This is a genomic window from Stappia sp. MMSF_3263 (genome assembly GCF_030733745.1).
Lineage (GTDB): Bacteria > Pseudomonadota > Alphaproteobacteria > Rhizobiales > Stappiaceae > Stappia.
In genome coordinates this window covers 105979-130574 of sequence record NZ_JASHIK010000009.1, presented here as the reverse complement: position 1 = coordinate 130574, position 24596 = coordinate 105979, and the positions used below count along the sequence as shown (strand labels likewise).

24 protein-coding genes are annotated in these 24596 nt (G+C 68.0%); 15 read left to right on the top strand and 9 right to left on the bottom strand.

The annotated features are described in order from the left end of the window. Positions 1-86: 86 nt before the first annotated feature. From RBB46_RS11970 to RBB46_RS11950, 5 genes are all read left to right on the top strand, one after another. A complete protein-coding gene (locus RBB46_RS11970; RefSeq protein WP_306029214.1) occupies positions 87-926 on the top strand; it encodes a potassium channel family protein in 840 nt (279 codons plus the stop codon). A 248-nt stretch (positions 927-1174) separates the two neighbouring features. Beyond that, complete coding sequence (locus RBB46_RS11965; RefSeq protein ID WP_306029213.1) at positions 1175-2599, top strand: cytochrome ubiquinol oxidase subunit I; 1425 nt, start codon at positions 1175-1177, stop codon at positions 2597-2599. A gap of 4 nt (positions 2600-2603) precedes the next feature. Beyond that, the gene (cydB, locus tag RBB46_RS11960; protein ID WP_306029212.1) at positions 2604-3611 is read left to right on the top strand and encodes a cytochrome d ubiquinol oxidase subunit II; all 1008 of its coding nucleotides are present in this window, start codon (positions 2604-2606) and stop codon (positions 3609-3611) included. Beyond that, on the top strand, positions 3611-3784 hold the full coding sequence (locus RBB46_RS11955; RefSeq protein ID WP_306029211.1) for a hypothetical protein: 174 nt from the start codon (positions 3611-3613) through the stop codon (positions 3782-3784). The genes cydB and RBB46_RS11955 overlap by 1 nt, the downstream gene beginning before the upstream one ends. A gap of 114 nt (positions 3785-3898) precedes the next feature. Continuing rightward, positions 3899-4771: a PHB depolymerase family esterase gene (locus tag RBB46_RS11950; RefSeq protein ID WP_306029210.1), complete on the top strand. Its 873-nt coding sequence runs from the start codon at positions 3899-3901 to the stop codon at positions 4769-4771. A 22-nt stretch (positions 4772-4793) separates the two neighbouring features. Here the strand turns inward: RBB46_RS11950 and RBB46_RS11945 are convergent, their stop codons facing one another. Together RBB46_RS11945 and RBB46_RS11940 are read right to left on the bottom strand one after the other, a co-directional pair. Further along, on the bottom strand, positions 4794-6122 hold the full coding sequence (locus RBB46_RS11945) for an OpgC family protein (RefSeq protein ID WP_306029209.1): 1329 nt from the start codon (positions 6120-6122) through the stop codon (positions 4794-4796). Positions 6123-6246: 124 nt separating this feature from the next. Next, complete coding sequence (locus RBB46_RS11940) at positions 6247-7629, bottom strand: tetratricopeptide repeat protein (protein WP_306029208.1); 1383 nt, start codon at positions 7627-7629, stop codon at positions 6247-6249. A gap of 295 nt (positions 7630-7924) precedes the next feature. On the opposite strand from RBB46_RS11940, the gene RBB46_RS11935 reads away from it, so the two are divergent. Next, a complete protein-coding gene (locus RBB46_RS11935; protein WP_306029207.1) occupies positions 7925-9097 on the top strand; it encodes a YeeE/YedE family protein in 1173 nt (390 codons plus the stop codon). Between the two features lie 131 nt (positions 9098-9228). Next, a complete protein-coding gene (locus tag RBB46_RS11930; protein WP_306029206.1) occupies positions 9229-9714 on the top strand; it encodes a DUF302 domain-containing protein in 486 nt (161 codons plus the stop codon). Between the two features lie 19 nt (positions 9715-9733). Here RBB46_RS11930 and RBB46_RS11925 read toward each other — a convergent pair whose 3' ends face one another. The 6 genes from RBB46_RS11925 to mdoH form a co-directional block, all read right to left on the bottom strand. Next, complete coding sequence (locus RBB46_RS11925) at positions 9734-9922, bottom strand: helix-turn-helix transcriptional regulator (protein ID WP_306029205.1); 189 nt, start codon at positions 9920-9922, stop codon at positions 9734-9736. Continuing rightward, the gene (locus RBB46_RS11920) at positions 9919-10314 is read right to left on the bottom strand and encodes a hypothetical protein (protein WP_306029204.1); all 396 of its coding nucleotides are present in this window, start codon (positions 10312-10314) and stop codon (positions 9919-9921) included. Before RBB46_RS11920 ends, RBB46_RS11925 begins: the two co-directional genes overlap by 4 nt. Positions 10315-10413: 99 nt before the next feature. Further along, positions 10414-12042 (bottom strand): thiamine pyrophosphate-binding protein, encoded by a 1629-nt coding sequence (locus tag RBB46_RS11915; protein WP_306029203.1) that lies wholly within the window; start codon positions 12040-12042, stop codon positions 10414-10416. Continuing rightward, positions 12039-13343 (bottom strand): CaiB/BaiF CoA-transferase family protein, encoded by a 1305-nt coding sequence (locus RBB46_RS11910; RefSeq protein ID WP_306029202.1) that lies wholly within the window; start codon positions 13341-13343, stop codon positions 12039-12041. Before RBB46_RS11910 ends, RBB46_RS11915 begins: the two co-directional genes overlap by 4 nt. Before the next feature lie 43 nt (positions 13344-13386). After that, positions 13387-13881, bottom strand: a complete 495-nt coding sequence (locus RBB46_RS11905) for a hypothetical protein (protein WP_306029201.1) — start codon at positions 13879-13881, stop codon at positions 13387-13389. A gap of 182 nt (positions 13882-14063) precedes the next feature. Continuing rightward, a complete protein-coding gene (mdoH, locus tag RBB46_RS11900; protein WP_306029200.1) occupies positions 14064-15962 on the bottom strand; it encodes a glucans biosynthesis glucosyltransferase MdoH in 1899 nt (632 codons plus the stop codon). Between the two features lie 90 nt (positions 15963-16052). Between mdoH and RBB46_RS11895 the strand changes: the two genes are divergently transcribed. The 4 genes from RBB46_RS11895 (at position 16053) to RBB46_RS11880 (ending at position 19501) form a co-directional block, all read left to right on the top strand. Beyond that, complete coding sequence (locus RBB46_RS11895) at positions 16053-17054, top strand: zinc-binding alcohol dehydrogenase (RefSeq protein WP_306029199.1); 1002 nt, start codon at positions 16053-16055, stop codon at positions 17052-17054. A gap of 67 nt (positions 17055-17121) precedes the next feature. Further along, positions 17122-17520 carry a 6-carboxytetrahydropterin synthase gene (locus RBB46_RS11890; protein WP_306029198.1) on the top strand — a complete coding sequence of 133 codons (399 nt, stop codon included), beginning with the start codon at positions 17122-17124 and terminating at the stop codon, positions 17518-17520. Further along, positions 17520-18689: a glycosyltransferase family 4 protein gene (locus RBB46_RS11885; RefSeq protein ID WP_306029197.1), complete on the top strand. Its 1170-nt coding sequence runs from the start codon at positions 17520-17522 to the stop codon at positions 18687-18689. Before RBB46_RS11890 ends, RBB46_RS11885 begins: the two co-directional genes overlap by 1 nt. After that, complete coding sequence (locus tag RBB46_RS11880) at positions 18686-19501, top strand: class I SAM-dependent methyltransferase (protein ID WP_306029196.1); 816 nt, start codon at positions 18686-18688, stop codon at positions 19499-19501. Before RBB46_RS11885 ends, RBB46_RS11880 begins: the two co-directional genes overlap by 4 nt. Positions 19502-19585: 84 nt before the next feature. On the opposite strand, the gene pcaF is transcribed toward RBB46_RS11880, so the two are convergent. Continuing rightward, positions 19586-20791 (bottom strand): 3-oxoadipyl-CoA thiolase, encoded by a 1206-nt coding sequence (gene pcaF / locus RBB46_RS11875; RefSeq protein ID WP_306029195.1) that lies wholly within the window; start codon positions 20789-20791, stop codon positions 19586-19588. Positions 20792-21204: 413 nt separating this feature from the next. Here pcaF and RBB46_RS11870 point away from each other — a divergent pair, with 413 nt between their 5' ends. From RBB46_RS11870 to RBB46_RS11855, 4 genes are read left to right on the top strand one after another with little or no spacing between them, the layout of a single operon-like run. Next, positions 21205-21456, top strand: a complete 252-nt coding sequence (locus RBB46_RS11870) for an acyl carrier protein (protein WP_306029267.1) — start codon at positions 21205-21207, stop codon at positions 21454-21456. Positions 21457-21461: 5 nt separating this feature from the next. Continuing rightward, on the top strand, positions 21462-22643 hold the full coding sequence (locus RBB46_RS11865; RefSeq protein ID WP_306029266.1) for an acyl-CoA dehydrogenase family protein: 1182 nt from the start codon (positions 21462-21464) through the stop codon (positions 22641-22643). Positions 22644-22657: 14 nt separating this feature from the next. Next, positions 22658-23569, top strand: a complete 912-nt coding sequence (locus RBB46_RS11860; RefSeq protein WP_306029194.1) for an amino acid--[acyl-carrier-protein] ligase — start codon at positions 22658-22660, stop codon at positions 23567-23569. Between the two features lie 6 nt (positions 23570-23575). Beyond that, positions 23576-24574: a DUF1839 family protein gene (locus RBB46_RS11855; RefSeq protein ID WP_306029193.1), complete on the top strand. Its 999-nt coding sequence runs from the start codon at positions 23576-23578 to the stop codon at positions 24572-24574. Positions 24575-24596 lie beyond the last annotated feature (22 nt).

Here is a 24596-nt window from a genome sequence, read left to right as displayed (position 1 = left end):
GCGCCGATTCGCGAAAGAGTCAAAAGCCGATGTTTTTCCCGGGGCTGCGCCGGTCCCCGGCCAGCCTTTCCATGAGGACAATTGACGTGGCCGTACACCTGCGGTCTCATCGCACGATGACCGCAAAGACCTCTCACGCCGAAGATGACAACTCCACCTATCGGCGCCTGCAGGCTCGGGTCCGCCGGCTTTATTTCGGCACCGACGCGATCGCGCGACGTTGGCGACTGGCGCTGATCGCCTTCGATCTGGTGACGATCACCTATTTCATCGCCTCCTCGATGTTGGAGGCGGACAGGATCGATCACCGCCTCGACTATCTCATCGGGACGGTGCTGGCCGCCGACTATGTGCTACGCCTGATCGCGGCCGCGCGGCCCTGGCGGGCGGCAATCGAATTCACCGCGCTGGCCGACCTGATCGTCATCGCCTCGCTCTTCGCCAGCGCCTTCGTCGAGAGCCTCGCCTTCCTCAGGGTGGTGCGCATGTTGCGGCTGATGCGCTCCTACCACCTGCTGCGCGAGATGCGGGAGTTCTCCTCGTTCTTTCGCGCAAACGAGGAGATCATACAGTCGACGGTCAACCTGATCGTTTTCGTCTTCGTCATCACCGCCATGGTCTACGTCACCGAAGGCCACCGCAATCCGGGCATCAACACCTATCTCGACGCGCTTTATTTCACCGTGACGACGCTGACCACGACCGGCTTCGGCGACATCACCATGACCGACGAGTACGGCCGTTTCCTCACCGTCCTGATCATGATCTTCGGGGTCGGGCTGTTCCTGCGTCTGGTGCAGACGATCTTCCGGCCGCAGAAGGTCATCCACAAATGCCCCGATTGCGGGCTGAGCAGGCACGATCCGGACGCGGTCCACTGCAAGCATTGCGGATTGACGCTGAACATCCCCACCGAAGGGGCGTGAGGGGCCCCGGGCGGCCCGCGTCGTCCGTCCGGCGGAGATGACGCCGGCCTGTCCTGACTGCGGGGTTGCGGCCGGGGCGTGCAGGCTTCAATCTGTCGCATGGGCATAACCGCCTGCCGACACAGTATTCCCGTCAAGCGCGTGCAAGGGTGCACGCGGCGCGCACAAGCCGGCGGATGCCGGTGTGCATGCGTGGCGCCGGACAGCGTCCGCAAGGCGACCGCTAGCGAGAGGATGGAGACGGCAGCATGGAGTTTTCCGCACTAGACCTGGCCCGGTTCCAGTTCGCCTTCACGATCTCGTTCCACATCATCTTCCCGTCCTTCACGATCGGGCTCGCCAGCTACCTGATGGTGCTGGAGGGACTGTGGCTGGCGACCAAGCGGGACGTCTACCTGACGCTGTTCAAGTACTGGCTGAAGATCTTCGCCGTCGCCTTCGGCATGGGCGTCGTCTCGGGCATCGTCATGACCTACCAGTTCGGCACCAACTGGTCGGTGTTTTCCGACAAGACCGGGCCTGTGCTGGGCCCGCTGATGGGCTACGAGGTGCTGTCCGCGTTCTTCCTGGAGGCCGGGTTCCTCGGCATCATGCTGTTCGGCCTGACGCGGGTCGGGCCCCGGCTGCATTTCCTTGCCACCGTCATGGTCGCCTTCGGCACGGCGCTGTCCGGTTTCTGGATCCTGTCGGTCAACAGCTGGATGCAGACGCCGGCCGGCTACGCCATCAACGAGGCCGGCCAGTTCATTCCCGAGAACTGGTTCGAGATCGTCTTCAATCCGTCCTTCCCCTACCGGCTGGTGCACATGATGCTGGCCGCCTACCTGACCACCGCCTTCGTCGTCGGCGCGGTCGGCGCCTGGCACCTGCTGAAGGGCAGACGCAGCCGGGCAGGGGGCAACGAGGCGGCGCGCGTGATGCTGTCGATGGCAATGTGGATGGCGGCGATCGTCACCCCAGTGCAGATCTTCGCCGGAGACCAGCACGGCCTCAATACGCTGGAGCACCAGCCAGCCAAGATCGCCGCGATGGAGGGGCATTTCGAGGGCGAGGAAGGCGCGCCGCTGATCCTGTTCGGCATGCCGGACATGGAGGCGGCGGAAACCCGCTACAAGGTCGCCATCCCCAAGCTCGGCAGCCTGATTCTCACCCATTCCCTCGACGGCCGGGTGCCGGGCCTGAAGGACTTCCCGCGCGAGGACTGGCCGAACGCCGCCATCGTCTTCTGGTCGTTCCGGGTGATGGTCGGCATCGGCTTCGCCATGCTCGGGATCGGCCTGTGGAGCCTCTATCTGAGGGCGCGCGGGCGGCTTGCCGACACGCCGATCTTCCACAGGGCGGTGCTTGCCATGGGGCCGGCCGGGTTCATCGCGGTGCTCGCCGGCTGGATCACGACGGAGGTCGGCCGCCAGCCCTTTACGGTCTACGGACTGCTGCGCACGGCTGACAGCATGTCGCCGGTCGACGCGCCGGCGGTGGCGACCTCGCTGGTCGTCTTCATCGTGGTCTATTTCATCGTCTTCGGCATCGGCACCGGCTACCTGCTGAAATCGATGGCCAAGACCCCGGGCGCGGGCAGCGACGGCCCCGAAAACGGCACACCCTCGCGCGCCGCCGGCGTGACCCCCGCGCCGGCCTATGCCAACCCTCCCAGAACCGAACCGGCGGAGTAGAGAGATGGACATCGACCTTCCCCTCGTCTGGGCGCTGCTCATCGCCACCTCGGTGTTCCTCTATGTGGTGCTCGACGGCTTCGACCTCGGCATCGGCATCCTGTTTCCCACCGCCCGCTCCTCGACCGAGCGCGACGTGATGATGAACTCCATCGCACCTGTGTGGGACGGCAACGAGACCTGGCTGGTGCTTGGCGGCGGCGGACTCTACGCGGTGTTCCCGCTCGCCTACGCGGTGCTGATGCCGGCGCTCTACGCGCCGATCATGGCGATGCTCTTCGGCCTCGTCTTCCGGGGTGTCGTCTTCGAGTTCCGCTTCAAGGCCCCGCCCGAGCGGCGCTGGGTCTGGGACATCTCCTTCTTCCTCGGCTCGCTGACGGCGGCATTGGCGCAAGGGTTGGCGCTCGGCGCCATCGTCCAGGGCATCGAGGTGGAAGGGCGCGCCTATGCCGGCGGCTGGCTCGACTGGCTGACGCCGTTCTCGGTGATGACCGCCATCGCCGTGGTCATCGGCTATGCATTGCTCGGCGCGACCTGGCTGATCTGGAAATGCGAGGGGCCGATGCAGGCGCATTTCCGCGCCAAGGCACGCCTTCTCGGCGGGTTGATGCTGGCGATGATCTGCATCGTCAGCCTGTGGACGCCGGCACTCGACCCGCAGATCGCGGCGCGCTGGTTTACCTTCCCGCAGATCCTCTACACGGCGCCGGTGCCGCTGATGGTGCTGGGCCTTGCCGTGCTACTGTTCACCAGCCTCGCCTCGACGCGCGACGCGACGCCGTTCCTGGCAAGCCTCGGCCTGTTCCTCGTCACCTTCGCCGGGCTCGGGATCAGCCTTTACCCCAACATCGTGCCGCCGGCGATCACCATCTGGGATGCGGCCGCGCCCGACAGTTCACTGCTCTTCCTGCTGGTCGGCGCGGCGGTGCTGATCCCGATGATCCTGGCCTATAGCGGCTATGCCTACTGGGTGTTCCGCGGCAAGGTGCGGCCCGACGAGGGCTATCACTGATGGCGCAGGTGACGGCCAGCGGAAGACGACGGGGCACGCGGGAGGATGGCGACCGGAAGGGCGGCAACCGCAGCGGCCTTGCCAGGAAGCTGGCCTGGTTCGCCGTCCTGTGGCTTGCCGGCGTGACGGTGCTGACGGTTGTCGCCGGGGCGATACGCTGGGCGATCCTGTAGGGACGCCCGGCGCTTTCACCAAAGCGTGAGCGGCCGGCGGCATCTCCGCCCTTGCCCCTGCGGCCGGCATGGCCATCCTTGTGGCAGGTGCTTGCCAGCCCGTCAGGAGCGCAGATGATCCCCCGCCATCGACACCTGCCCGTTGTCGCCGTTGCCATCCTCCTTGCCGATGCCTTTCTGTCGATGCTCTCTCCGCCGGCCAGCGCCGCCGGTATCAGTGCCGATGCCGCCTGCGGCGTCGAGATCCCCTGCCGCATCAAGGACGGGGAATACCGGATCCGTTTTCCAGGGGACTGGGACGGAAAGACGCCGCTTGGCGCCATCGTCTTCCTGCATGGATGGCGCGGATCGGCCGAAGCGGAGATGCGCAACCAGGCATGGGCGCGGCTGGCCGACCGGCTCGGTGTTGCCTTCGTCGCGCCGCAAGGCGAGGGCGGAACCTGGTCCTATCCGGGCGCGCCCCGGCAGCTGCGCGACGAGTTCGACTTCTTCGAGGCGCTGGTCGACGACCTGACAAAGCGGTTTCCCCTGCGCCGCAACCGGCTGATGGCAACCGGCTTTTCCATGGGCGGCTCGATGGTGTGGAACATCGCCTGTCGCCGCGGAGACCTTTTTGCCGGCTACGCCCCCATCGCCGGCGCCTTCTGGGACCCGGTGCCGGAAACCTGCCCCTCGGACGTGCCGGCGCTCTTTCATGTCCATGGAACGGCAGATCGCACCGTGCCGCTGGAGGGTCGCCCGATCGGCGACAAGTGGCGGCAGTCGGATGTCGCCGAGAGCCTCGCCGTGTGGCAGGACAAGGCCGGCCTGCCGCACGCGTTTCCCGAAACCGCGCCGCCGGAGGGGCTCGCCTGCCAGCGGCAGGAGGAGACGGCCGGCACGGGCGTTCTGGAAATCTGCCTGCACAAGGGCGGACACGCCGTGCGCGCGGAATGGGTGGAGCGGGCCTGGCGGGCGCTGGGGGCGCGGCTGGGCTGGGACAGCTGAGCCGCGCGAAGGGGGAGACGGCCTATTCGGCCGGCTCGTCCTGGCGGACCCGTTCTTTGCCCGCGCCACCTGCCTCACGCGCGTGTCCCGGACGGGCGGCCAAGGCCCGTTCCGGTCCGCGACCGGTTTCGGAGTGCATGTCAGAGGCCGAGGCCTGTGCCGGCTTGTGCATCTGGGCCGCGCGCGGCCGGCGCCAGGGCTCCTTCTTGAACCATGAGACCAGATAGGCGACGGCGATCAGACCGGCGAAGCCGCCGAGATTGGCAAGCAGTTCCATCAAGGGATCGCCGCGTCCCCAGGCCATGTCGCGCAGGATGCCTATCGCCTGGGCAAGAACGAGACTTGCCAGGAAGACCGCCAGCGACTGCTGGCCGACCCGCTGCACGACGCGCACGAAGCGCCCCCAGAGATTGTCGACGACAAGATAGCGCCCGCCCGCGCCAACCGCGATCCAGGCGAGATAGGCAAGCGCCAGGAAATGCACGTAGCGCAGCAACCCGAACGTTGTCTTGTCCCACAGCGGCATGACCGCGTCGCGAGCGGCATAAAGTTCCGGGACGGCATCGTAGGCGACATGCCAGGCAAAGGGCACGGAGGCGAGAACGATGAAGGCGGCGGCGGCGATCAGCATGCGGTTGACCGGCGGCGCCGGCAGCCAGCCGCGCATCAGCGCAAAGCCGGTGAAGAAGACAAGTTGCCAGGCGAAGGGGTTGAAGAACCAAACCCGGTCGGACCAGGGCTCGGCCGGCAGGTCGAGAAACCCGAAGCCGGCGGCAAGCCAGAGAGCCGCCATCAGGCCGAAGACCGCAGCTTTCGACACGCGCGAAACCACCATCATCACCGGCAGCAGCAGCAGGATGACGATGTACATGGGCAGGATGTCGAAATAGTTGGGCACATAGGTGAGCGTCAGCAGGCCGGGCAGGTTCTCCCCGGCGCGCTCGAAGAAATGCCAGAGATTGAGCGAGGCGACATAGTCCTCGGTGAGGCCGCAGCAGGCCTCCAGATAGCCGCTGCGCTGGATGGCGACGAGACCGGCGGCGATCACCAGGAACTGGCAGACATGGGCGAAATAGACCTGCCAGACGCGATGGCCGACACGGGCGACGCCCATCGCCCAGCCGTGCTGGTCGAAGACCTTGCCGAAGGCGATGGCGGAGGCCATGCCCGAGCAGAAGACGAACATCTCGGTGGCGTCGGAAAAGCCGAACCGGGCCGGGATCCACAGGGTCCAGGTGTTGTTCGGCAGATGCGCGATAAAGATGATGAACATGCCGATGCCGCGAAAGAAGTCGAGCCGCGGATCGCGCGGCCTCGGCACGGCGGCAGCCGGTTTTGCATGAACGTTCACGATCCGCCAGTCTCCTGTTCGTTTCCGGTTTCCTAGTTCCGGAGCTTGCGCCCATTCACCCGCCGATCATGGCCCAATTCGGGCACGGGGACGCGCATCCACCGGGATCTCGCCGGCACGCCGCTCAGGCGGGAACAGCGCGCAAGGCCTCGTCCTGCATGATACGGGCCGCCGCACGCATGCGCGCTGCCCGCTCCAGCCTGACCTCCGCGAAGCGGTCGAGGCCGCCGCGCAGCGCCAGCCGCTCGCGCAGCACCCGCTCCGCATCGCCGGCGAGGCCGGCGCGCAGCGCCGCCTCCACGGTCAGCCGCTCGAAGACATCCCGCTGGGCATGGCTGCCACCGACCGACTGCATCGCGGGACGCGCCTTGTCGAGGTCGTGGAAGGCGGAGAAGAAATTGCCGCGCCCGTAGGCGTCCAGACCACGGGCCGCCGGCAGGCCGGCACTGCCTGCCACGCGGCCCATGTCGGTTTCCTCCTCCGCATGGGCGCCCAGCGCGGCGAGCAGGTGGTCGGCCGCCTCGCGCCGGTCGCCCCCCCCAAGCGCCATCAGGTAGTGCAAGTCGGCGAAGATGTTGCAACGATCGTCGACGCGCCCCTCCGACAGCCGGGCCAGTTCCTCCCAGCGGCCGCCGACATTGGCGCCCTCGATCTCGAGCCGCACGAGCAGCGAGGCGGCATTGGAGATGTCTCGATAATCGTCGGTGCGTTCGGCGCGGATTTCCTCGTCGTAGAGATCGAGCACGCGGGCGATGTCGCCCTTGTCGAGATACATCAGCGCCAGGTGCCACCAGACATGGAAGCGGAAATTGTTGCAGTGGGCGAAGGCGGCGGTGTTGGCCTCCAGCCACTGCCGTCCGGCATCGGCGCGCGCCGTCATGTCGTAGACATGGGCAACCGCATGCAGGCCCCAGGCGTCGTCGGGCGCATGCTCGACGGCCTGTCGGCCGAGCCGCTCGGCCATTTCGTACTCGCCGGCTTCCTCCAGGGCGAAGGCGCGGCAACCGAGGAAATAGCCGTATGCGGGGTGGTCCGCGCCAACCGCATGGGCAACGCTTTCCAGGGAGCGATGCATGCCGGCGGCGTCTCCAAGCACGAAGCGGATCGCATGAACGAGCTTCATCAGCAGCGGATCGGCGGGATGCGCCGTCAGGGCCGCGTCGAGGCGGTCGGCGGCGCGCGAGGGGTATCCGGAAAGCCAGTCGGCAAGCGCGTCGACTACCGCCGCTTCCCGCGCGCTCGCTCCGACGGCCTTGCGCGCGCCGTCGGCGCTTTTCCAGTCCGCCCGCGCCACGTCGACCAGTTCGCGCCGGCCGAGCAGCATGCAGAACAGCCCGTGGGCGGCGTGGCCCATGGCGAAATGAGGATCGAGCCGGAGCGTTTCGGCGATCAGGTCGGGGGTACGTGTGCCATGCGAGAGAAACGCATGCACCGTGCCCGTCCAGGGCGCCAGCGCGGACGCCTGCCCCAGTGTCAGCGGATAGCCGTAGCTGTCGAGGATCGTCATCGGTACCGTCCTGCCGGCGGCCAGCGGCCGCGTGGTCGTCAACTCCGCGCCATCACCGCGCCATTACCGCGTCGGGCCCGGCACGGGATCGTCCGCCCTGTTCCTGCAAAGTGTTCCGCTGCCAAAGTTGACAAGCAACACACAATAACTTGTGAGAGCCGTGTCCGTTCCCTTCGCCGTGAAAGGATCCATGTTCCAACAATGGCAAAATCCCGGGAGCGGAGTTGCACGGGCACGGGTCGCGGTGAAAACGAATGCCTTTCGGCACGTTCCCGAAAGCGTTAAACGGTTGAGCATGACAGCCCTCGTCCAAAGCCTTTCAAAGACCCTTTCCACCGCCAACCGCACGGTACTGGCGCTGGCGCTCGCCGCGCTGATCGCCGTTGCGCTGGCCGCAGGCAATGCCGGCGGCATGCGGCTCGGCCTTGCCGTCCTGATCGGCGGCTTCGCCGGCATCGCGCTCTATCACGCCAGCTTCGGCTTCACCGCCGCCTGGCGGCGCATCGTCACCGAGAAGCGCGGCGGGGGCCTCAGGGCCCAGTTCCTGCTGATCCTGCTGACCTCGGCGGTCTCGTTTCCGCTGATCGCCTGGGGCGCCTCCTTCGGCATGCCGACGGGCGGCTTCGTCTTCCCCTTCGGCGTGGCGGCGGCGATCGGCGCCTTCGCATTCGGCCTTGGCATGCAGCTCGGCGGCGGCTGCGCCTCCGGCACGCTGTTCACCGCCGGTGGCGGCTCGACGCGAATGATGGTGACGCTCGCCGCCTTCGTTACCGGATCGGTCGCCGCGACCCCGCACATGCATCTGTGGGGACAGTTGCCGACGCTGCCGGCCCTGTCCCTCGTTTCCGAGTTCGGCCCGCTCGGCGCCTATGCCGCGACCGCCGCCGTGCTCGGCCTCATTGCCCTGTGGAGCGTGCGCGTCGAGACCCGCGCCCATGGCAGCCTCGCCGAGCCGAAGCCGACAATCTCGGTGCTCGCGGGTCCCTGGTCGCTGGTCTTCGGCGCGGTCGCCATCGCGCTGGTTGGCATCGCCACCTTCATCGTGCTCGGCCGGCCCTGGGGCATCACTTCGGGTTTTGCGCTTTGGGGCGCCAAGATCTGGCAGTTCCTCGGCGTGCCGGTCACCGACTGGCCCTACTGGCAATGGCAGAAGGGCGCGCTGGAAGCCTCGGTCTTCGCCGACGCCACCTCGGTGATGAATTTCGGCATCCTGCTGGGCGCCATGGCAGCGGCCGCAATCGCCGGCAAATACGCGCCCGTGTGGTCGCTGTCGCGCCGGGACCTTGCGACCGCGATCATCGGCGGGCTGCTGATGGGTTACGGCGCGCGGCTCGCCTATGGCTGCAACATCGGCGCCTATCTCGGCGGCATCGTCTCCGGCTCCATGCACGGATGGCTGTGGCTGGTCTTCGGCTTCATCGGCAGCCTGGTCGGCACGCGGTTGCGCCTCAAGCTCGGCATGGGCTGAAGCGGGCGCCGGGGCTAGCGGGTCCGCCTTCAGCAAATCGTGACCGCCACTCAAGCGAGCGTGTAGCGCCCTGACCAGCGAAGGCTGTCAGGATCGGGCAATCACCGCCCGTCGCCGCCGGAGGCCCCGTCATGCGCCCTGCCCTTGCCTTTCCCGCCCTTCTTGCCGTTCTCGCCTTCTTGCTGCTGCCCGCAAAAGCGGAAATCGCACCGCGTCCGGGCTGGGTCGTGATCGAGACCGGCCACGGCTTCGCCGAGCTGGTCGAGCGGGTGAAAAGGTCCGTTGCCGTGGAGAAGATGGGCCTCGTCACCCAGGCCAGCGCCTCCGACGGCGCCGCCATGCAAGGCATCGCCATTCCCGGCAACCGGGTCCTTGGCGTTTATCGCAACGACTATGCACGGCGGATGCTGGAAGCGAACATCGCCGCCGGCATCGAGGCGCCGATCCGCTTCTATGTCACGGAGAACGGCGACGGCAGCGCGACGCTTTCGTGGAAGACGCCGGGCCATGTCTTTGCCCCCTACATGGACGAAGGCGGCACGGCGCTCAGCGAGCTCGCGGCCGAGCTCGACGCGGTCTTCGCACGGATCGGCGAGCGGGCGGTACGGGCCGAGTGAGCCGCCCGGCGCCGCTTCTTCACGGCTGAAAGACATCCTCGATGGCGACGCCGAACAGGTGGGCGATGCGGAAGGCAAGCGGCAGGCTCGGGTCGTAGCGGCCCCGCTCCAGCGCGTTGACCGTCTGGCGCGAGACCTCCAGCCGCTCTGCGAGATCCGCCTGCGACCAACTCCGTTCGGCGCGCAGCTCCTGGATGCGGTTGTTCATCGGTAACGCCACTGCGCCACGAAGGTGCCCAGCGCCCAAAAGCTGCACATCAGCGGCAGCACGATGAAGAGCGACAGTTTCGGAAAGCCGATATTTTCAAGAAAGCCGTAACTGAAGGTGACCAGCGCCGTCGCGGCGAAGGACAGCGACAGGGCCTCGAGCTGCACGGTGCGCTGCATTTCGTCCATGCCGCGAATGAGCCGGACGATGCAGACACACAGCGCGATCACCGGAATGACCGGGCTGAGCGAGACGGCAAGCTCGGCCGCCCGCCCCTCGACGCCGTGGGCAAGCATGCGCAGCGACACAACGAGCGTGACCACATAGGCGGCGAAGGCGAGCAGGCAGGGCCGCGCGCGGCGAAGAAGGAGAGAAGCGGTTTGCGTGTCCATGGCGGGCCTCCTGTAAAGCATGCTTTACATTTGCCGTCACGACCCGGCGATGTCAAGCACGCTTTACATGTCGCGTTTCAGGGAGGCGCCGCACATTCCTCAGAACTTGCCGTCATAGGCGCGCCGGCCGATGCGACAGGCCAGCAGCGTGTAGGTGCCTCGGGCGAGCGCCGCGCGGGCCTCGCGGGCGAGCGTTTCCGTGTCGTCCACCCAGACGCCGTGACCGCCCATGGCCCTGGCCAGGGCCGGGAAATCCGTGCCGCCGAAATCGACGCCGACATTGGCGCGCTGGCCGGCGCGCTGCTTCAGCTCGATCAGCGCAAGGCTTTCGTCGACCAGCACGCAGACAATGACCGGCAGGCCGAGATCGCGCAGCGTCGCCAGCTCGCCGAGCCCCATTTCAAGCCCCGCATCGCCGACGAAAACGACCACCGGGCGCCGCGGCTCGGCCAGTGCATGGCCGATGCCCAGCGGCAGGGCGCAGGCCATGGTGCACAGCGCCGAGGACTGCAGCATCGCGCGCGGAAAATCCGCCCCCCAGACCTGCGAAACCAGAATGCGGTGGGCGCCGCTGTCGGCGGTGGCGACCGTTCCCGGCGGCAGGGCGGCGCGCAGTGCATGGAAGACGCTTGCCGGCCCCCAGCCGGAGGGTTCCGGCGCGAATTGCGCGGCAAGGGCGGCGCGTGCGGCCGCGATCTCGCCGCCTGGCCATGTGGCGCGCGGCGCGATCCCGCGCCCCAGGGCGGCAAGCGCCGGCGCAACGCCGCAGGGCAGCCGATGGCGGACAGCGTGCATGCCGTGCCGGCGCGGGGCGGCGGCGATTTCCACGACGGGAGCATCGGCCGACCAGGGATCCCGCCAGTTGACGCGCATCTCGATCGGGTCGTAGCCGAGGAGCAGGACGCAGTCGGAGGCCGCGAGCAGCGGCAACAGATGGGCATCGGCGCGCGGCGACAGCCCCGCCCCGCCCAGCGCCAGCGCATCGGCCTCGTCCAGCAGCCCCTTGGCCTTGTAGGTGGTGATGAGCGGCACGTTGAAGTGCCGGCAGAAGTCGGCGACCGCGGCGCCGGCATCCTCGTTGACCGCGTCGACGCCGGCAATGGCGATGGGCCGTTCCGCTCCCGCCAACAGGGCACTCGCCGCCTCCAGCGCCGGTCCGGCAGGCGCCAGATCGCGCGGATCGCCAAAGGGGGGCAACGGGTGCAGGGCCTCGTCCGTTTCCCCTTCCGCGACACCGATGGGCACGTCGACATGCACCGGACCCGGCTGCCCCTCCATCGCGGTGAGGATTGCCTTGTCCATCATGGCGGACAGTGTGCCCCGGCTGGCGCGGAAACTCGCCTTGACGATGGGCCGCAGCAGTTGCTGGTGGTCGAAGACCTGATGCGTGTATGTCTCCGCCTCGGCCGCATCGACGCAGCCGGTCAGGAAGATCAGCGGCACCCGGTCCTGCCAGGCGTTGGCGACCGCGTTGACCGCATTGGCAACGCCGGGACCGAGCGTTGCAAGCAGCACACCCGGCGCGTTGCGGCCGGCGCGCGCCTCGGCATGCCAGGCGCCCTCGGCCATGAAGCCGCCGGCATTCTCGTGCTTGACCAGATGGAAGGCAATGCCGGCCGCATCGAGCGCGCCCATCAGCGCCAGCACCTCGCCGCCGGGAATGCCGAAGGCGTGGCGGCAGCCTGCCTGGCCAAGCTTCGCCGCGATCAGGTCCGCGCCGCTGGTCATGCCTCGTCGTCTCCTGCTTCGTTTCCGGTGGCAATCGCGCCGCCGCGCGCCAGCTCCCCGATATCCCCCTCGCCAAGGCCGAGCCAGCCGGACAGGACGGAGGCGGCATCGGCGCCAAGGCGCGGCGGCGCATGGCGATAGGTCACCGGTGTTCTTGAGAGTTTCAGCGGATTGCCGATCAGGGAGACCTCGCCTGTGGCGGAACTCTCGTGCGCCATGGAAATGCGCATGTCGCGATGGCGGACCTGCGGATCGTCAAACACCTCACCGACATCGTTGATCGGGCCGCAGGGCACGCCGGCCGCTTCCAGCGCGGCGATCCAGTCGGCCTTGTCGCGCGAAGCCGTCAGCCGCTCGATTTCCGGTTCCAGCGCGGCGCGGTTCCGGACCCGGTCGGCATTGCGGGCAAAACGCGGGTCGCGGGCAAGCGCCGGTTCGCCTGCCACCTCGCAGAAGCGGGCGAATTGCGCGTCGTTGCCGACGGCGAGGATGAAGGCGCCGTCGCGGGCCGGATAGGCGTTGTAGGGGACGATGGCCGGATGGGCGTTGCCGCGACGCGGCGGCACGTTGCCATCGGTGAGATAGGCGGCCCCCTGGTTGATCAGCCAGGCGACCTGCGTGTCGAGCAGGGCCACGTCGATATGCTGGCCCTGGCCGGTCGCGCTGCGGTGATGGAGTGCCGCCAGGATCGCGTTCGAGGCATACATGCCGCACATGACGTCTGCGATGCCGACGCCGGCCTTGGTCGGCTCGCCGCCTTCCGCGTCGGGACGACCGGTCAGCGACATCAGTCCGCCCATGCCCTGGATGAGGAAGTCGTAGCCGGCGCGGCCAGCATAGGGTCCGTCCTGGCCAAAGCCGGAGATCGAGCAGTAGATCAGGCCGGGATTGTCGGCGGCAAGCGCCGCGTAGCCGAGCCCCTTGCCGGCCAGATCGCCGACCTTGAAATTCTCCACCAGCACGTCGGCCCGGCGCGCCAGCCGGCGAATGAGCGCGACGCCCGCCTCGCTGGCCAGGTCGACGGCGAGCGAACGCTTGTTGCGATTGGAGGAAAGATAGTAGGCGCTTTCGCGCGTTTCTCTCCCCTGCGCGTCGCGCAGAAAGGGCGGGCCCCAGCCGCGCGTGTCATCGCCCGTTCCCGGACGCTCGATCTTGACCACGTCGGCGCCGAGGTCGCCGAGCAGCTGGGTGGCGGTGGGGCCTGCCAGGATGCGCGACAGGTCGAGGACCCTGAGGCCGGAGAGCGGACCGCCCCCGCCGGTTGTAGCGGAAGCGGCGGGATCGGAATCAGGCAGCGTCATGTTCTCTCGCGTTCACGGGTGGCGTCTCGCCGGGCGGGTCCGCTCACGAAGACATGCGCAGCCGCACGACCAGACCGGTGACCAGACCGAAGAGCAGATGGCCGACAAGCGAGGCCCAGGTCAACTGGATGAAGCCGAGGAAGGGCGGCAGTCCCGCGATCAGATGCGCCATGATGTAGAGCGCGAAGACCCACAGGCCGGTTCCGAACCCAAGCGCCACGATGGGCCAGGGCAGGAAGGGCAGGAAGCGGTCGGCAATCGGCTTGGCGATGAAGAGATAACCGAGCGGATAGAAGACCACGCCGACGACGAGATGGACGATCTCGGCCAGCGTGAAATTGCTGAAGCCGAAGACCGACTGGACGAGGGCGGCCGGCTGCAGCGGACCACCGACCCAGTAGGGCGTGATGAAACGCGCCCAGATCTCCCAGGTGCCGTCGGCGAGAACGCCGGCGATCAGCGCGGTGACGAGCGTGGCGAGCGTGAGCGGGGGAAAGACACTGGCGGTTCCCTCCCGTGCGGCGAGCGAGCGTTGCATGACATGTCTCCCTGATCCCGGCCATTTGGGTATGTCACCGCGGCCCCTGCCGCGCCGGTGCACCCAAGGTGAGCCGGCAGGCCGATCCGTTCAAGTCAACGACACGCGAGAAGGACATCGCCCGGGATCACGCCGGCGCGACAGTGGCGTGATCCCGGGCGGCAATGGGGGAAGGCTCGGCCTCACGCCTCCGCCTTGGCCATCTCGCCGGCAAACAGCGGCGCGGGACGGCCGAAGCTGACGCCGAGCGAGGCATGCGCCGGGAGGCGCAGCGGCAACAGACAGTCGGGCGGCGCGGCTTCCTCCGGCAGGCGCCAGAGCCGCGAGGCAAGCGCCAGGCGCCCCGCCGCCGCGCCCGAGGTCAGCCGTGCGAAGGGGATCGCCAGCGCCGGGCCGAGGATCACCGGCAGCAGCGGCCAGACGAGGCCCGGCGCGAAGGCGGCCGCCCAAGCGAAGCCGGCAAGGCCGAACAGCGTCTGAGGCCAGAGCTTGGCCGCGCAAAGGCCGAGCGGCAGGGTGCGGTTGTCGCGGATCTGGGCGCCCCAGCCGATTGCCTTGCCGAAAGGCAGGCCGGCGATGAAGAGCGACACGGCAACGGCGATGACCGGCGCCATCAGGGCGGCGAAGACGAGCTCGACGAACCAGCTCGCGGCGATGCGCGGCACGCCGCCAAAGGCACGGCGCAGCTTCGGATCGGCGAGAATGTCGAGAAAGGTGGCGATTTTCGGCGCGAAGATCATTGTCAGCACGATGACGAAGAGCGTGAAGCCGGAAACCTCCTCGAAGCGGATCAGCTCGGCACCGCCCAGCGCGACGATGACCGCGCCGGTGGCCATGAAGGTCAGCCAGGCGGGGGCGGAGGCGAACATCAGGATCGCCAGCACCAGCTGGATGCGGCTCACCGGTTTCAACCCGGCAAGGCCCAAGAGCTTCAGATACTGGAGATTGCCCTGGCACCAGCGCAGTTCGCGGCGGATGAACTCCAGCAGGTTGGGCGGGTTCTCCTCGAAGCTCTCCGTCTCCACCGGCAGCACCCGCACCTCGTGGCCGGCGCGGCGCATCAGCACCGCCTCGACCTGGTCGTGGCTGAGCACCCAGCCCGACAGCGGTCCCCTGCCCGGCAGGACGGGAAGCTCGCAATGCTCGGCAAAGGGCTTCACCCGCCAGATGGCGTTGTGGCCCCAATAGGGACCGCAATCGCCCTGCCACCAGGCACTTCCCAGCGTGTAGGAGCGCATGCCGAGGCGCATGCCGAACTGGAAGATGCGGGCGAAGGCGCTGACCGTCGGGCTGCCGACGACGAGCGTCTGGAGAATGCCGAGGCGCGGATTGGCATCCATCCTGGCGACGAGGTCGAGCATGGTGCGCGCCGACATGAAGCTGTCGGCGTCGAGCACGATGGCATAGTCATGCGCGCTGCCCCAGCGGCCGAGGAAATCGCGGATGTTGCCGGCCTTGAAGCCGGGATTGTCGGTGCGGCGGCGGTAGATGACCGGCAGCCGGCCGGCCCAGCGTTCGGCAAGGGCGGCGAAGACACGCGCCTCGCGCGCGGCGATGTCCTCGTCATTGGTGTCGCTGAGCACATAGAGGGCGAAGCCCGAGGCGCGGCCGGCGCGGTCGAGATCGGCGGCCATCGCATCGAGGCGCAGGGACACCTCGTCGACATCCTCGTTGCGGATGCAGGAGAGGATCGCGGTGGAGGCGGGGCTGGCGGCGTGCGGATCGCCAGGCGAGAGCGGACAGACGGCGGCCACGGGATCGCGCGACAGGCGCATCAGGGCCAGGCCGATGACCGCATTCCAGAAGCCGATCGCCGTCCAGGGCAGTGTGAGCAGGAAGCAGGCGATCATCAGCGCCTCCGCCCAGCTGATGCCATTGCTCGAAAAGCTCGCGCCCAACAGCGCGGTCAGCGCGGCGACGGTGCCGACCACCAATACGGAAAACGCAACGCGGCGCAGCGCCACGCGGCGCGCATCGACGGGTTCGGTTTCCATGCGCGCGCGCCGATCGCCACCCGCCTCGGCAACGCCCCAACGTGCTGTGTCCGGATTGAGAGGGGACGGCAATTTCCTGTAGAACATGAAACAGAACCTCGTAGACAGATGGTCGGCGATAGCGGATGCCCGGCCCGTTCTGTTGCGCTATACGTCGCGCCGGACTAAGGAGGATTTGTGACGCAGCGCAACATCCCGAAAATAATTCCGCAGACCGCGCAGGCGCTCTGGAGCGTGAGCCCGGGACAGCTGGAAATACGCGAGACGCACCTTCCCGGACCAGATGCCGGTAGCCTGCGCATCCGCGCCCTGTGGAGCGCGGTGAGCCTTGGCACGGAGCGTCTCGTCCTTGCCGGCGAAGTGCCGGAAAGCGAGCGGGAGCGCATGCGCGCACCCTTCCAGGAGGGCGAGTTCCCGTTCCCCGTGAAATACGGCTATGCCTGTGTCGGCGAGGTCGCCGGCGGCGATGCATCGCGTCTCGGCGAAATCGTCTTCTGCCTGCATCCGCATCAGTCCCTCTTCAACATTCCGGCCGGGGCCACGGTCCCGGTCCCCGCCGATGTCCCCCCGTTGCGCGCCATCCTGGCGGCCAACATGGAAACCGCGCTCAACGGTTTATGGGACGGCAGCGCCTCACCGGGGGATCACATTGCCGTGGTCGGCGGCGGGGTTGTCGGCCTTCTCGTCGCGCGGCTCTGCGCTCAACTGCCGGGGACGCGGGTGACGCTGGTCGATACCGATCCGGCAAAGGAAGCACCTGCACGCGCGCTCGGCGCCGGTTTCGCGATGCCGGCCACCGCTCCGACCGGCCAGGATCTCGTCTTCCATGCGAGCGGCCACCCCGCAGGCCTCGATACGGCGCTGGCGCTGGCGGGAACCGAGGCGAAGGTGGTGGAGATGAGCTGGTACGGCACGAAGCCGGTCACCGCCACGCTCGGCGGCGGCTTCCACAGCCAGCGGCTGACGTTGCGTTCCAGCCAGGTCGGCCGCATCCCGCCCGAGCGGCAGGCGCGCTGGACCCATCGCCGACGGCTGGAGACGGCCCTGTCACTTCTGCGTGATCCCGCGCTTGATATCCTGATTTCATCGCCGATCCGGCTTATCGACGCGCCTCAGGCCTTGCCGGACATCCTGGCGGGCCGGCGCGCGGCGCTGGCGCAACCGATCGACTACGGTTGACCTTGCACCGGCCATCTCGATGGCCGTCCGATCCGGCGAAACGTTCCGACAAAGTGGAGACATGCCCATGCATGCTGTCGAAGTTCGCGATCACATCATGATCGCCCATTCCTTCAAGGGCGCCGTGTTCGGCCCGGCGCAGAAGATGCACGGCGCGACCTTCGTGGTCGACGCCGCCTTCATGGCCGAGACGCTCGACGAGAACGGCATCGTCATCGATATCGGCCGGGCGCACGAGGTGCTGAAGGGCGTGCTGGAACCCCTGAACTTCCAGAATCTCGACGAGGTCCCCGCCTTTGCCGGCAAGAACACCACGACCGAGTTCCTGACCCGGCACATCTTCGAGGCACTGGCCGAAGCCGCGCGCGGCGATCGGCTCGGCCGTCCGGGGGGCGAGCTTGCCGCGATCCGTGTCACGCTGCATGAAAGCCACGTGGCGCGGGCCTGGTACGAAGGCCGGCTCTGATGCCGACAGGCGATGCCAGTACGGGGGCCAGTACGGGTACCGGGACAGGCGCCGACGCAAGGCGCGCGGCGGATCTCGTCTTCCTCTACCCCGGCGCGCTGGAGACGCCGACCGGCGGCTATGTCTATGACCGGCAGCTGCTGACGGCGCTCGCCGGTATCGGCGTTCGGGTCGAGGCCTTGTCCCTGGGCGACGGCTATCCCGCACCGACACCCGAAACGCTTGTCCGCGCCGAGGCGGCTCTTTGCCGCCTCCCCGACGGCCAGGCGGTGATGATCGACGGGCTCGCCTTCGGCGTGATGGCCGATGTCGCGCGGCCGCATGCCGGCCGCCTGCACCTTGTCGCTCTGGTGCATCACCCGCTTGCCCATGAAAGCGGGATACCGGCGGCACGGGCGGGAGAACTTCTGGCCAGCGAACGCGCCGCGCTGGCACTCACCCGCCATGTGGTGACGACGAGCCATGCGACAGCTGCGGCCGTCACCGGCGGCTTCAAGGTGCCGCGCGAGCGCATCACCGTGCTGGAGCCGGGTCTGAGCGTCGACGCAGTGACAAACCGTCCGCCCTGCGACAACGATGACGGACGACCGTTGCGGCTGCTCGCCGTCGGTTCGCTGATCCCGCGCAAGGACTACCCGACCCTGCTTGCCGCTGTCGCACGCCTCGCCGACCGGGCGCTGCGGCTCGACATTGTCGGCAGCCCGGCGCTCGATACGGCTTGCGCCGCCGGGATCGAGGCGGAAATCAGTCGGCAGGGGCTCGGCGACCGCGTCCGCCTGCATGGCGCGCTGGAGCGCCAGGCGCTCGACGCGCTGTATGCCGGCGCCGACATCTTCACCCTGACGACGCTCTACGAGGGGTATGGCATGGCCTTTGCCGAGGCGATGGCGCACGGCCTGCCGGTGATCGCCACCGGCGAGGGCGCGGTGCGCGACACGGTGCCGCCCTCTGCCGGCATGGTGCTTGCCACAGGCGATGTCAGCGGTGTCACGGAGGCCATCGCCCGGCTCTGCGACGACCCGGGACTGCGGCACCAGATGGCGGCGGCGGCCCGGGCCCATGCGGCAAGCCTGCCGACATGGGCCGATCAGGCCCGCCGGCTGGCGGATCTGCTTGGCCGGCTCGCCTCTCGCGAACCATCCGGCGAACCTGCGAGAACTCCCTCATGAGCGGATTTACCGGAGACTGGCTGGCGGCACGCGAGCCGGCGGACCTGCGCGCCCGCAACGCGGATGTGCGCGCCGCCTTCCGCGACCATCTGGGCGAAACCTTGCAGACGCGCGCAAACCGGCCCCTGACAGTGCTCGACCTGGGCGCCGGCACCGGCGCGACCATGCGGGCGCTGGCGCCGCATCTCGGGATGCCGGTGCGCTGGCGGCTCGCCGAGCACGACCCGGCGCTGATCGCCCTTGCCCGCGATCTTGCAAGACGCGACGGGTTCGAGGCGGAGGTCGTTGAAGCGGACCTGTCGCAAGGGGTTTCGGGCGGGTTGCTTGACGGCGTCGACGCAGTGACGACATCGGCCTTTCTCGATCTTGTCTCGGCGGATTGGCTGGACGAGCTTGCCAGAACGCTGAGGCGTGCGGGCCTGCCGTTCCTCGCCATGCTGACCTATGACGGGCGACAGTCGCTCGACCCCGAGCACCCGTTCGACGAGACGGTGCGCGCGGCGATGGCGGCCCACCAGGGCGGCGACAAGGGATTTGGCGCGGCGCTCGGCCCCGCCGCCCATGCCCATGCGGCGGCAAGTTTTCGGATGCAAGGCTACCGCGTTGTCGACGGCCTGTCGGACTGGCGGGCGCTGCCCGAAGAGACCGTCTTCCAGACGTTGCTGGTCGAGGGCTGGGCGCAGGCGGCGCGCGAAACCGGGGCCGGCGCCGACGAGATCGACAACTGGCTGGCGCTGCGGCTTGCACAGGTCGCGGACGCGCGTCTCGTCGCCCGTGTCGGCCACCGGGATCTCGCGGCCCTGCCCGGCTGACGCAAAAGGGCGGCGCCAGCGCACCGCCCTTCTCGTGTCAAAACCCCGTGGCGACGGGCCCTCGCCTCACGCCTTTTCGCTGCCTCACGCCTTCTCGATGGCGCAGGCAATGCCCTGGCCAACGCCGATGCACATGGTGGCGAGCGCCCGCGAGGCGCCGCGCGCGGCAATTTCAAGCGCCGCCGTACCGACGATGCGCGCACCCGACATGCCAAGCGGATGGCCAAGCGCGATGGCCCCGCCATTGGGGTTGACGTGATCGGCGTCGTCGGCAATGCCGAGTTCGCGCATCACCGCCAGTCCCTGCGCGGCGAAGGCCTCGTTCAGTTCGATAATGTCGAAATCCGCGATCGACACCCCGAGGCGCGCCATCAGCTTGCGCGAGGCGGGAACCGGGCCGATGCCCATGACGCGCGGCGGCACGCCGGCAGCGGCACCGCCGGCGATCCGGGCGATCGGTGTCAGGCCGTAGGCCTTCACCGCCTCTTCCGACGCGATCAGAAGCGCCGCCGCGCCGTCATTGACGCCGGAGGCGTTGCCGGCGGTCACCGAACCGTCCTTGCGGAACGGGGTCGGCAGCTTGGCAAGCTTCTCGGCGGTCGTGCCGGCGCGCGGATGCTCGTCGCGCTCGACCACGACCGGATCGCCCTTGCGCTGCGGAATGGTCACCGGGACAATCTCGCGCGCCAGACGGCCGTTTTCCTGGGCGGCGACGGCACGCGCCTGCGAGCGGGCGGCGAAGGCATCCTGGTCGGCGCGCGAGACATGATAGTCCTCGGCAACGTTCTCGGCCGTCTCAGGCATGGAATCGATGCCGTATTGCGCCTTCATCACCGGATTGACGAAGCGCCAGCCGATGGTCGTGTCGTGGATCTCGGCATGTCGGGAAAAGGCGGCATCCGCCTTGGGCATGACGAAGGGCGCGCGGCTCATGCTTTCCACGCCGCCGGCGATCATCAGATCCGCCTCGCCGGCGCGGATGGCGCGCGCCGCCATGATCACCGCATCCATGCCCGAGCCGCAGAGGCGATTGACCGTGGTGCCGGAAACCTCCTGCGGCAGGCCGGCAAGCAAGGCCGCCATGCGGGCGACGTTGCGATTGTCCTCGCCCGCCTGGTTGGCGCAACCGTAGATGACGTCATCGACACGGGCCCAGTCGACGCCGGCATTCCTTGCCAGCAATTCGCGGATCGGCACGGCGCCGAGATCGTCGGCCCGCACGGACGACAATGCGCCGCCGAAACGGCCAATGGGAGTGCGGACATAGTCGACGATATAGGCGTGGCGCATGGCGAACCTCCCTGTGGCCAGTCTTGGCGGAAGGCGGCCCGAACCGGATCCGGTTTCGCCCTTCCGCAGTCGAGCGCTCTTTTCGGCTGTGATGCCGGTCGGCGTCAATGACGAATGGCGACACTATAATAATTGATCGACCGGACGGTCAATTAAAACGGGCACCACGGAGAACAGGGCGCCCGGCCGCTTCCGCGCAGGCCCGAAACGGGCCCGGCACGCCCCGAAGCGAGACAGGCTGGCAAGTCTTTGTTAACCCTCAGAGCAACAGACGCCGCTCCGCCCGCCGATTTTAGAGATTGTCAATCGCGGTGTGAGACAAGCAGGCAAAGACCCGCCCCCGACCTCAAGTGTATGGGCGGCCAAGAACATTGCATTCGATTTACAACATTACCAGGAGAGCGAACATGTCGATCACCGACGAAGTCCGCAATATCGTCGCCAGCCACGGCAAGCTGCCGGTCGACGTCGGCACCCTGGCCGACGAGGCCGATCTTTATGCCGCCGGGCTGTCATCCTTCGCCTCGGTCCAGCTGATGCTGGCGCTGGAGGAGAAGTTCGACGTCGAGTTCCCCGAGAACCTGCTCAACCGCAAGACCTTCGCCAGCATCGCGGCGATTTCCGCCGCCGTGTCCGGTCTGGTCGCAGACCACCAGGCCGCCTGATGAACATGCACAGCCCCGCCCATGCCGGAACGCCGGCGCTTTGCGAGAGGATGCGCCGCGTCGCCAAGATCGCGGCCGTTCACGCGGACGACGTCGACGCCCGGGCGCGCTTCCCGGAGGAAGCGGTCGAGGCGCTGCGGACCGAGCGCCTGCTCGGGGCGCAGATCCCGGCGGAGCTGGGCGGCGATGGCGCCACCATCGCGGAAATCGCCGAACTTTGCGCCATTCTCGGCCAGGCCTGCTCGGCCGCCGCGATGGTCTTCGCCATGCACCAGATCAAGGCTTCGAGCCTTGTCAGCCATGGCGAGGGCGCGCCCTGGCACCGCGCCTTCATGGCGCGCGTGGCCGGCGAGCAGCTGTTGCTTGCCTCGGCGACCACCGAAGGCGGCATCGGCGGCAACCTGCGCAACTCGATCTGCGCGATCGAGGTCGCCGGCGACACCTGCCGGCTGGAGAAGGACGCGACCGTCATCTCCTATGGCGACATGGCCGACGCCATCCTGATCACCTCGCGCGCCCATGCCGATGCGGCCGCCAGCGACCAGGTGCTGACGGTCTTCCTGAAAGACCAGTACACGCTGGAAAAAACCCACGTCTGGGACACGCTGGGCATGCGCGGCACCTGTTCCGACGGGTTCCTGTTCAAGGGCGAGGCGCCGGCGGAGCAGATCCTGCCACGGCCCTTCGCCGAGATCGCGGCCCAGTCGATGCTCGCCTATTCGCACATCCTGTGGAGCGCGGTCTGGTACGGCATCGCCGCCGATGCCTTTGCCCGGGCGCAGGCGTTCGTGCGCGCCGCCGCAAGGCGCAGCCCCGACCAGACCCCGCCGGGCGCCTTGCGCGTCGCCGAGGCCTCCAGCCTGCTGCAGGGGGTCAAGGCCAGCATCGTCGCCGCGCTGGAAAAATACGCCGTCGCCCAGGGCGACGAGGACAAGCTGTCGGCGATGAGCTTTTCCGTCGCCATGAACAACCTGAAGATCGCCAGTTCGCAGACGGTGCTGACCATCATCAACCACTGCATGCTGATCTGCGGCATCCTTGGATACAAGAACGGCACGCCCTTCAGCCTCGGCCGGCACCTGCGCGACGCGCATTCGGCCCAGCTGATGATTTCCAACGACCGCATTCTCGGCAATACGTCGACCATGCTGCTCGTCCACAAGCAGGACACCAGCCTGCTGGGCTGAGGAGGGGAACACCCATGGACATGCAGAGTTCGCTGCTCGACCGGCTGTTCGATGCCGGCCTGCTGATCGACACCGGCGTCGACGGCCTCTATGGCCGCGGCGGCGCTTTCGAGGACGTCATCGCCCGCTTCGAGGCGCTGATCGATGCCCACGCGCCCAAGGCCGAGACGCCGGAAGTGATCCGCTTCCCGCCGGGCATGAACCGCGCCCATTTCGAAGGCTCGGGCTACATGAAGAGCTTCCCGCAGCTGGCCGGCACGGTACACAGCTTCTGCGGCTGCGAGCTCGACCACATGAACCTTCTGCAGTGCATCTCCGAAGGCGGTGACTGGACGGAGGGGCAAAAGGCGACCGAGATCGTGCTGACGCCGGCCGCCTGCTACCCGCTCTACCCGACCATCGCGCGGCGCGGTGCACTGCCCGAGGGCGGCGGGCTTTTCGACCTGCAGTCCTATTGCTTCCGCCACGAGCCGTCCAAGGACCCGGCGCGCATGCAGCTCTTCCGCATGCGCGAATATGTCCGCATGGGCACGCCCGAACAGGTAATGGATTTCCGCGAGGACTGGATGGAGCGCGGGCAGAAGCTGATTTCCGCCGTCGGCCTCGAGCCGGAACTCGATACGGCCAACGACCCGTTCTTCGGCCGTGCCGGCAAGATGATGGGCAACAGCCAGCGCGAGCAGAAACTCAAGTTCGAGCTTCTGATCCCGGTGACATCGTCGGCCAACAAGACCGCGTGCCTGAGCTTCAACTACCACCAGGATCATTTCGGCACGACCTGGGGCCTGAAGACCGCCGACGGCGCGACCGCCCACACCGCCTGCGTCGGTTTCGGGCTCGAGCGGATCGCGCTGGCGCTGTTTGCCCGCCACGGCCTGGAGACGGCCGACTGGCCGGCGGACGTGCGCAAGGCCCTGTGGGGCTGAGCCGCGATGTTCGACCGGCTGCACACCCTTTCGGCCGAGGGCTACCGCCCGCACGCGCTGCATGACGCGGAGCGTATCTGGCCGGAAACCAACTGCTATGTCGACCTGTGGATCGAGGTGCTTGCCGCCCTCGGGCTGGAGCCGCGCGCCATGCTCGGCTTCACGCTCGCCCAGGATTTCGAGGGCGACCAGTTCACCTTCTTCAAGGTGCCGCTGGAGGATCTGGAGACGCTCTACGGCATCCGCGCCACGGAACTTGCGATCTACGACCAGGTGGAACGGCATGTGGCGATGCAGATCGCGCGCGGCCGGCTCTGCCTCGTCGAGGTGGACAGTTTCTTCCTGCCGGACACGCAAGGGGTGAGCTACCGCATCGAGCACGGCAAGACGACCGTGGCGATCACCGCGCTCGACGCGGCCGGGCGGGTGCTGCGCTATTTCCACAATGGCGGCTTCTTCGAGCTTTCCGGGGACGATTTCGACGGCGTCTTCCAGCGCGGCGGTTTCGCGCAGGCGCTGCCCTTCCTGCCCTATACCGAATTCGCCAAGTTCCCGGACGCGGCCCCGGCGCTCGAGCTTCGCGAGACCGCGCGGGAACTGCTCGCCGGGCACCTGGCGCGGCGGCCGGCGGAAAACCCCTTTGCCGCCTATGCAAGAACCTTCGCCGCCGATATCGAGGCGCTGTCCGAACGACCCTTCGAGGACTTCCACAAATATGCCTTCAACACGCTGCGCCAGGCGGGCGCCAATTTCGAGCTCGCCGCGACGCATCTCGACTGGCTCGCCGGCGAGGAGCTGAAGAGGGAAGCGGAGGCCGCGCTGGCCATCGCGCAGTGCTGCAAGACGATCCAGTTCCAGCTCGCCCGGGCGCTTGCCCGCAAGCGTTTCACCGGCCTTGCCGAGGCGCTTTCCCCGGCGGCCGCCGGCTGGGATGCGCTGACCGGCGGGCTCGACGCAAAGCTCCGCCAGGACAGCAAGACCGGAGGGCGGCATCGTGCCGCCTGACGGCGCGGTGCGGGACACCGGC

Coding starts and splice junctions, on each gene's coding strand:
- RBB46_RS11920 (WP_306029204.1), bottom strand. CDS start 10,314: ATGGACACGCAAACCGCTTCTCTCCTTCTTCGCCGCGCGCGGCCCTGC.
- RBB46_RS11865 (WP_306029266.1), top strand. CDS start 21,462: ATGCACAGCCCCGCCCATGCCGGAACGCCGGCGCTTTGCGAGAGGATG.
- RBB46_RS11905 (WP_306029201.1), bottom strand. CDS start 13,881: ATGCAACGCTCGCTCGCCGCACGGGAGGGAACCGCCAGTGTCTTTCCC.
- RBB46_RS11935 (WP_306029207.1), top strand. CDS start 7,925: ATGACAGCCCTCGTCCAAAGCCTTTCAAAGACCCTTTCCACCGCCAAC.
- RBB46_RS11855 (WP_306029193.1), top strand. CDS start 23,576: ATGTTCGACCGGCTGCACACCCTTTCGGCCGAGGGCTACCGCCCGCAC.
- RBB46_RS11880 (WP_306029196.1), top strand. CDS start 18,686: ATGAGCGGATTTACCGGAGACTGGCTGGCGGCACGCGAGCCGGCGGAC.
- RBB46_RS11950 (WP_306029210.1), top strand. CDS start 3,899: ATGATCCCCCGCCATCGACACCTGCCCGTTGTCGCCGTTGCCATCCTC.
- RBB46_RS11940 (WP_306029208.1), bottom strand. CDS start 7,629: ATGACGATCCTCGACAGCTACGGCTATCCGCTGACACTGGGGCAGGCG.
- RBB46_RS11965 (WP_306029213.1), top strand. CDS start 1,175: ATGGAGTTTTCCGCACTAGACCTGGCCCGGTTCCAGTTCGCCTTCACG.
- RBB46_RS11915 (WP_306029203.1), bottom strand. CDS start 12,042: ATGACCAGCGGCGCGGACCTGATCGCGGCGAAGCTTGGCCAGGCAGGC.
- RBB46_RS11885 (WP_306029197.1), top strand. CDS start 17,520: ATGCCGACAGGCGATGCCAGTACGGGGGCCAGTACGGGTACCGGGACA.
- RBB46_RS11890 (WP_306029198.1), top strand. CDS start 17,122: ATGCATGCTGTCGAAGTTCGCGATCACATCATGATCGCCCATTCCTTC.
- pcaF (WP_306029195.1), bottom strand. CDS start 20,791: ATGCGCCACGCCTATATCGTCGACTATGTCCGCACTCCCATTGGCCGT.
- RBB46_RS11955 (WP_306029211.1), top strand. CDS start 3,611: ATGGCGCAGGTGACGGCCAGCGGAAGACGACGGGGCACGCGGGAGGAT.
- RBB46_RS11930 (WP_306029206.1), top strand. CDS start 9,229: ATGCGCCCTGCCCTTGCCTTTCCCGCCCTTCTTGCCGTTCTCGCCTTC.
- mdoH (WP_306029200.1), bottom strand. CDS start 15,962: ATGTTCTACAGGAAATTGCCGTCCCCTCTCAATCCGGACACAGCACGT.
- cydB (WP_306029212.1), top strand. CDS start 2,604: ATGGACATCGACCTTCCCCTCGTCTGGGCGCTGCTCATCGCCACCTCG.
- RBB46_RS11860 (WP_306029194.1), top strand. CDS start 22,658: ATGGACATGCAGAGTTCGCTGCTCGACCGGCTGTTCGATGCCGGCCTG.
- RBB46_RS11925 (WP_306029205.1), bottom strand. CDS start 9,922: ATGAACAACCGCATCCAGGAGCTGCGCGCCGAACGGAGTTGGTCGCAG.
- RBB46_RS11910 (WP_306029202.1), bottom strand. CDS start 13,343: ATGACGCTGCCTGATTCCGATCCCGCCGCTTCCGCTACAACCGGCGGG.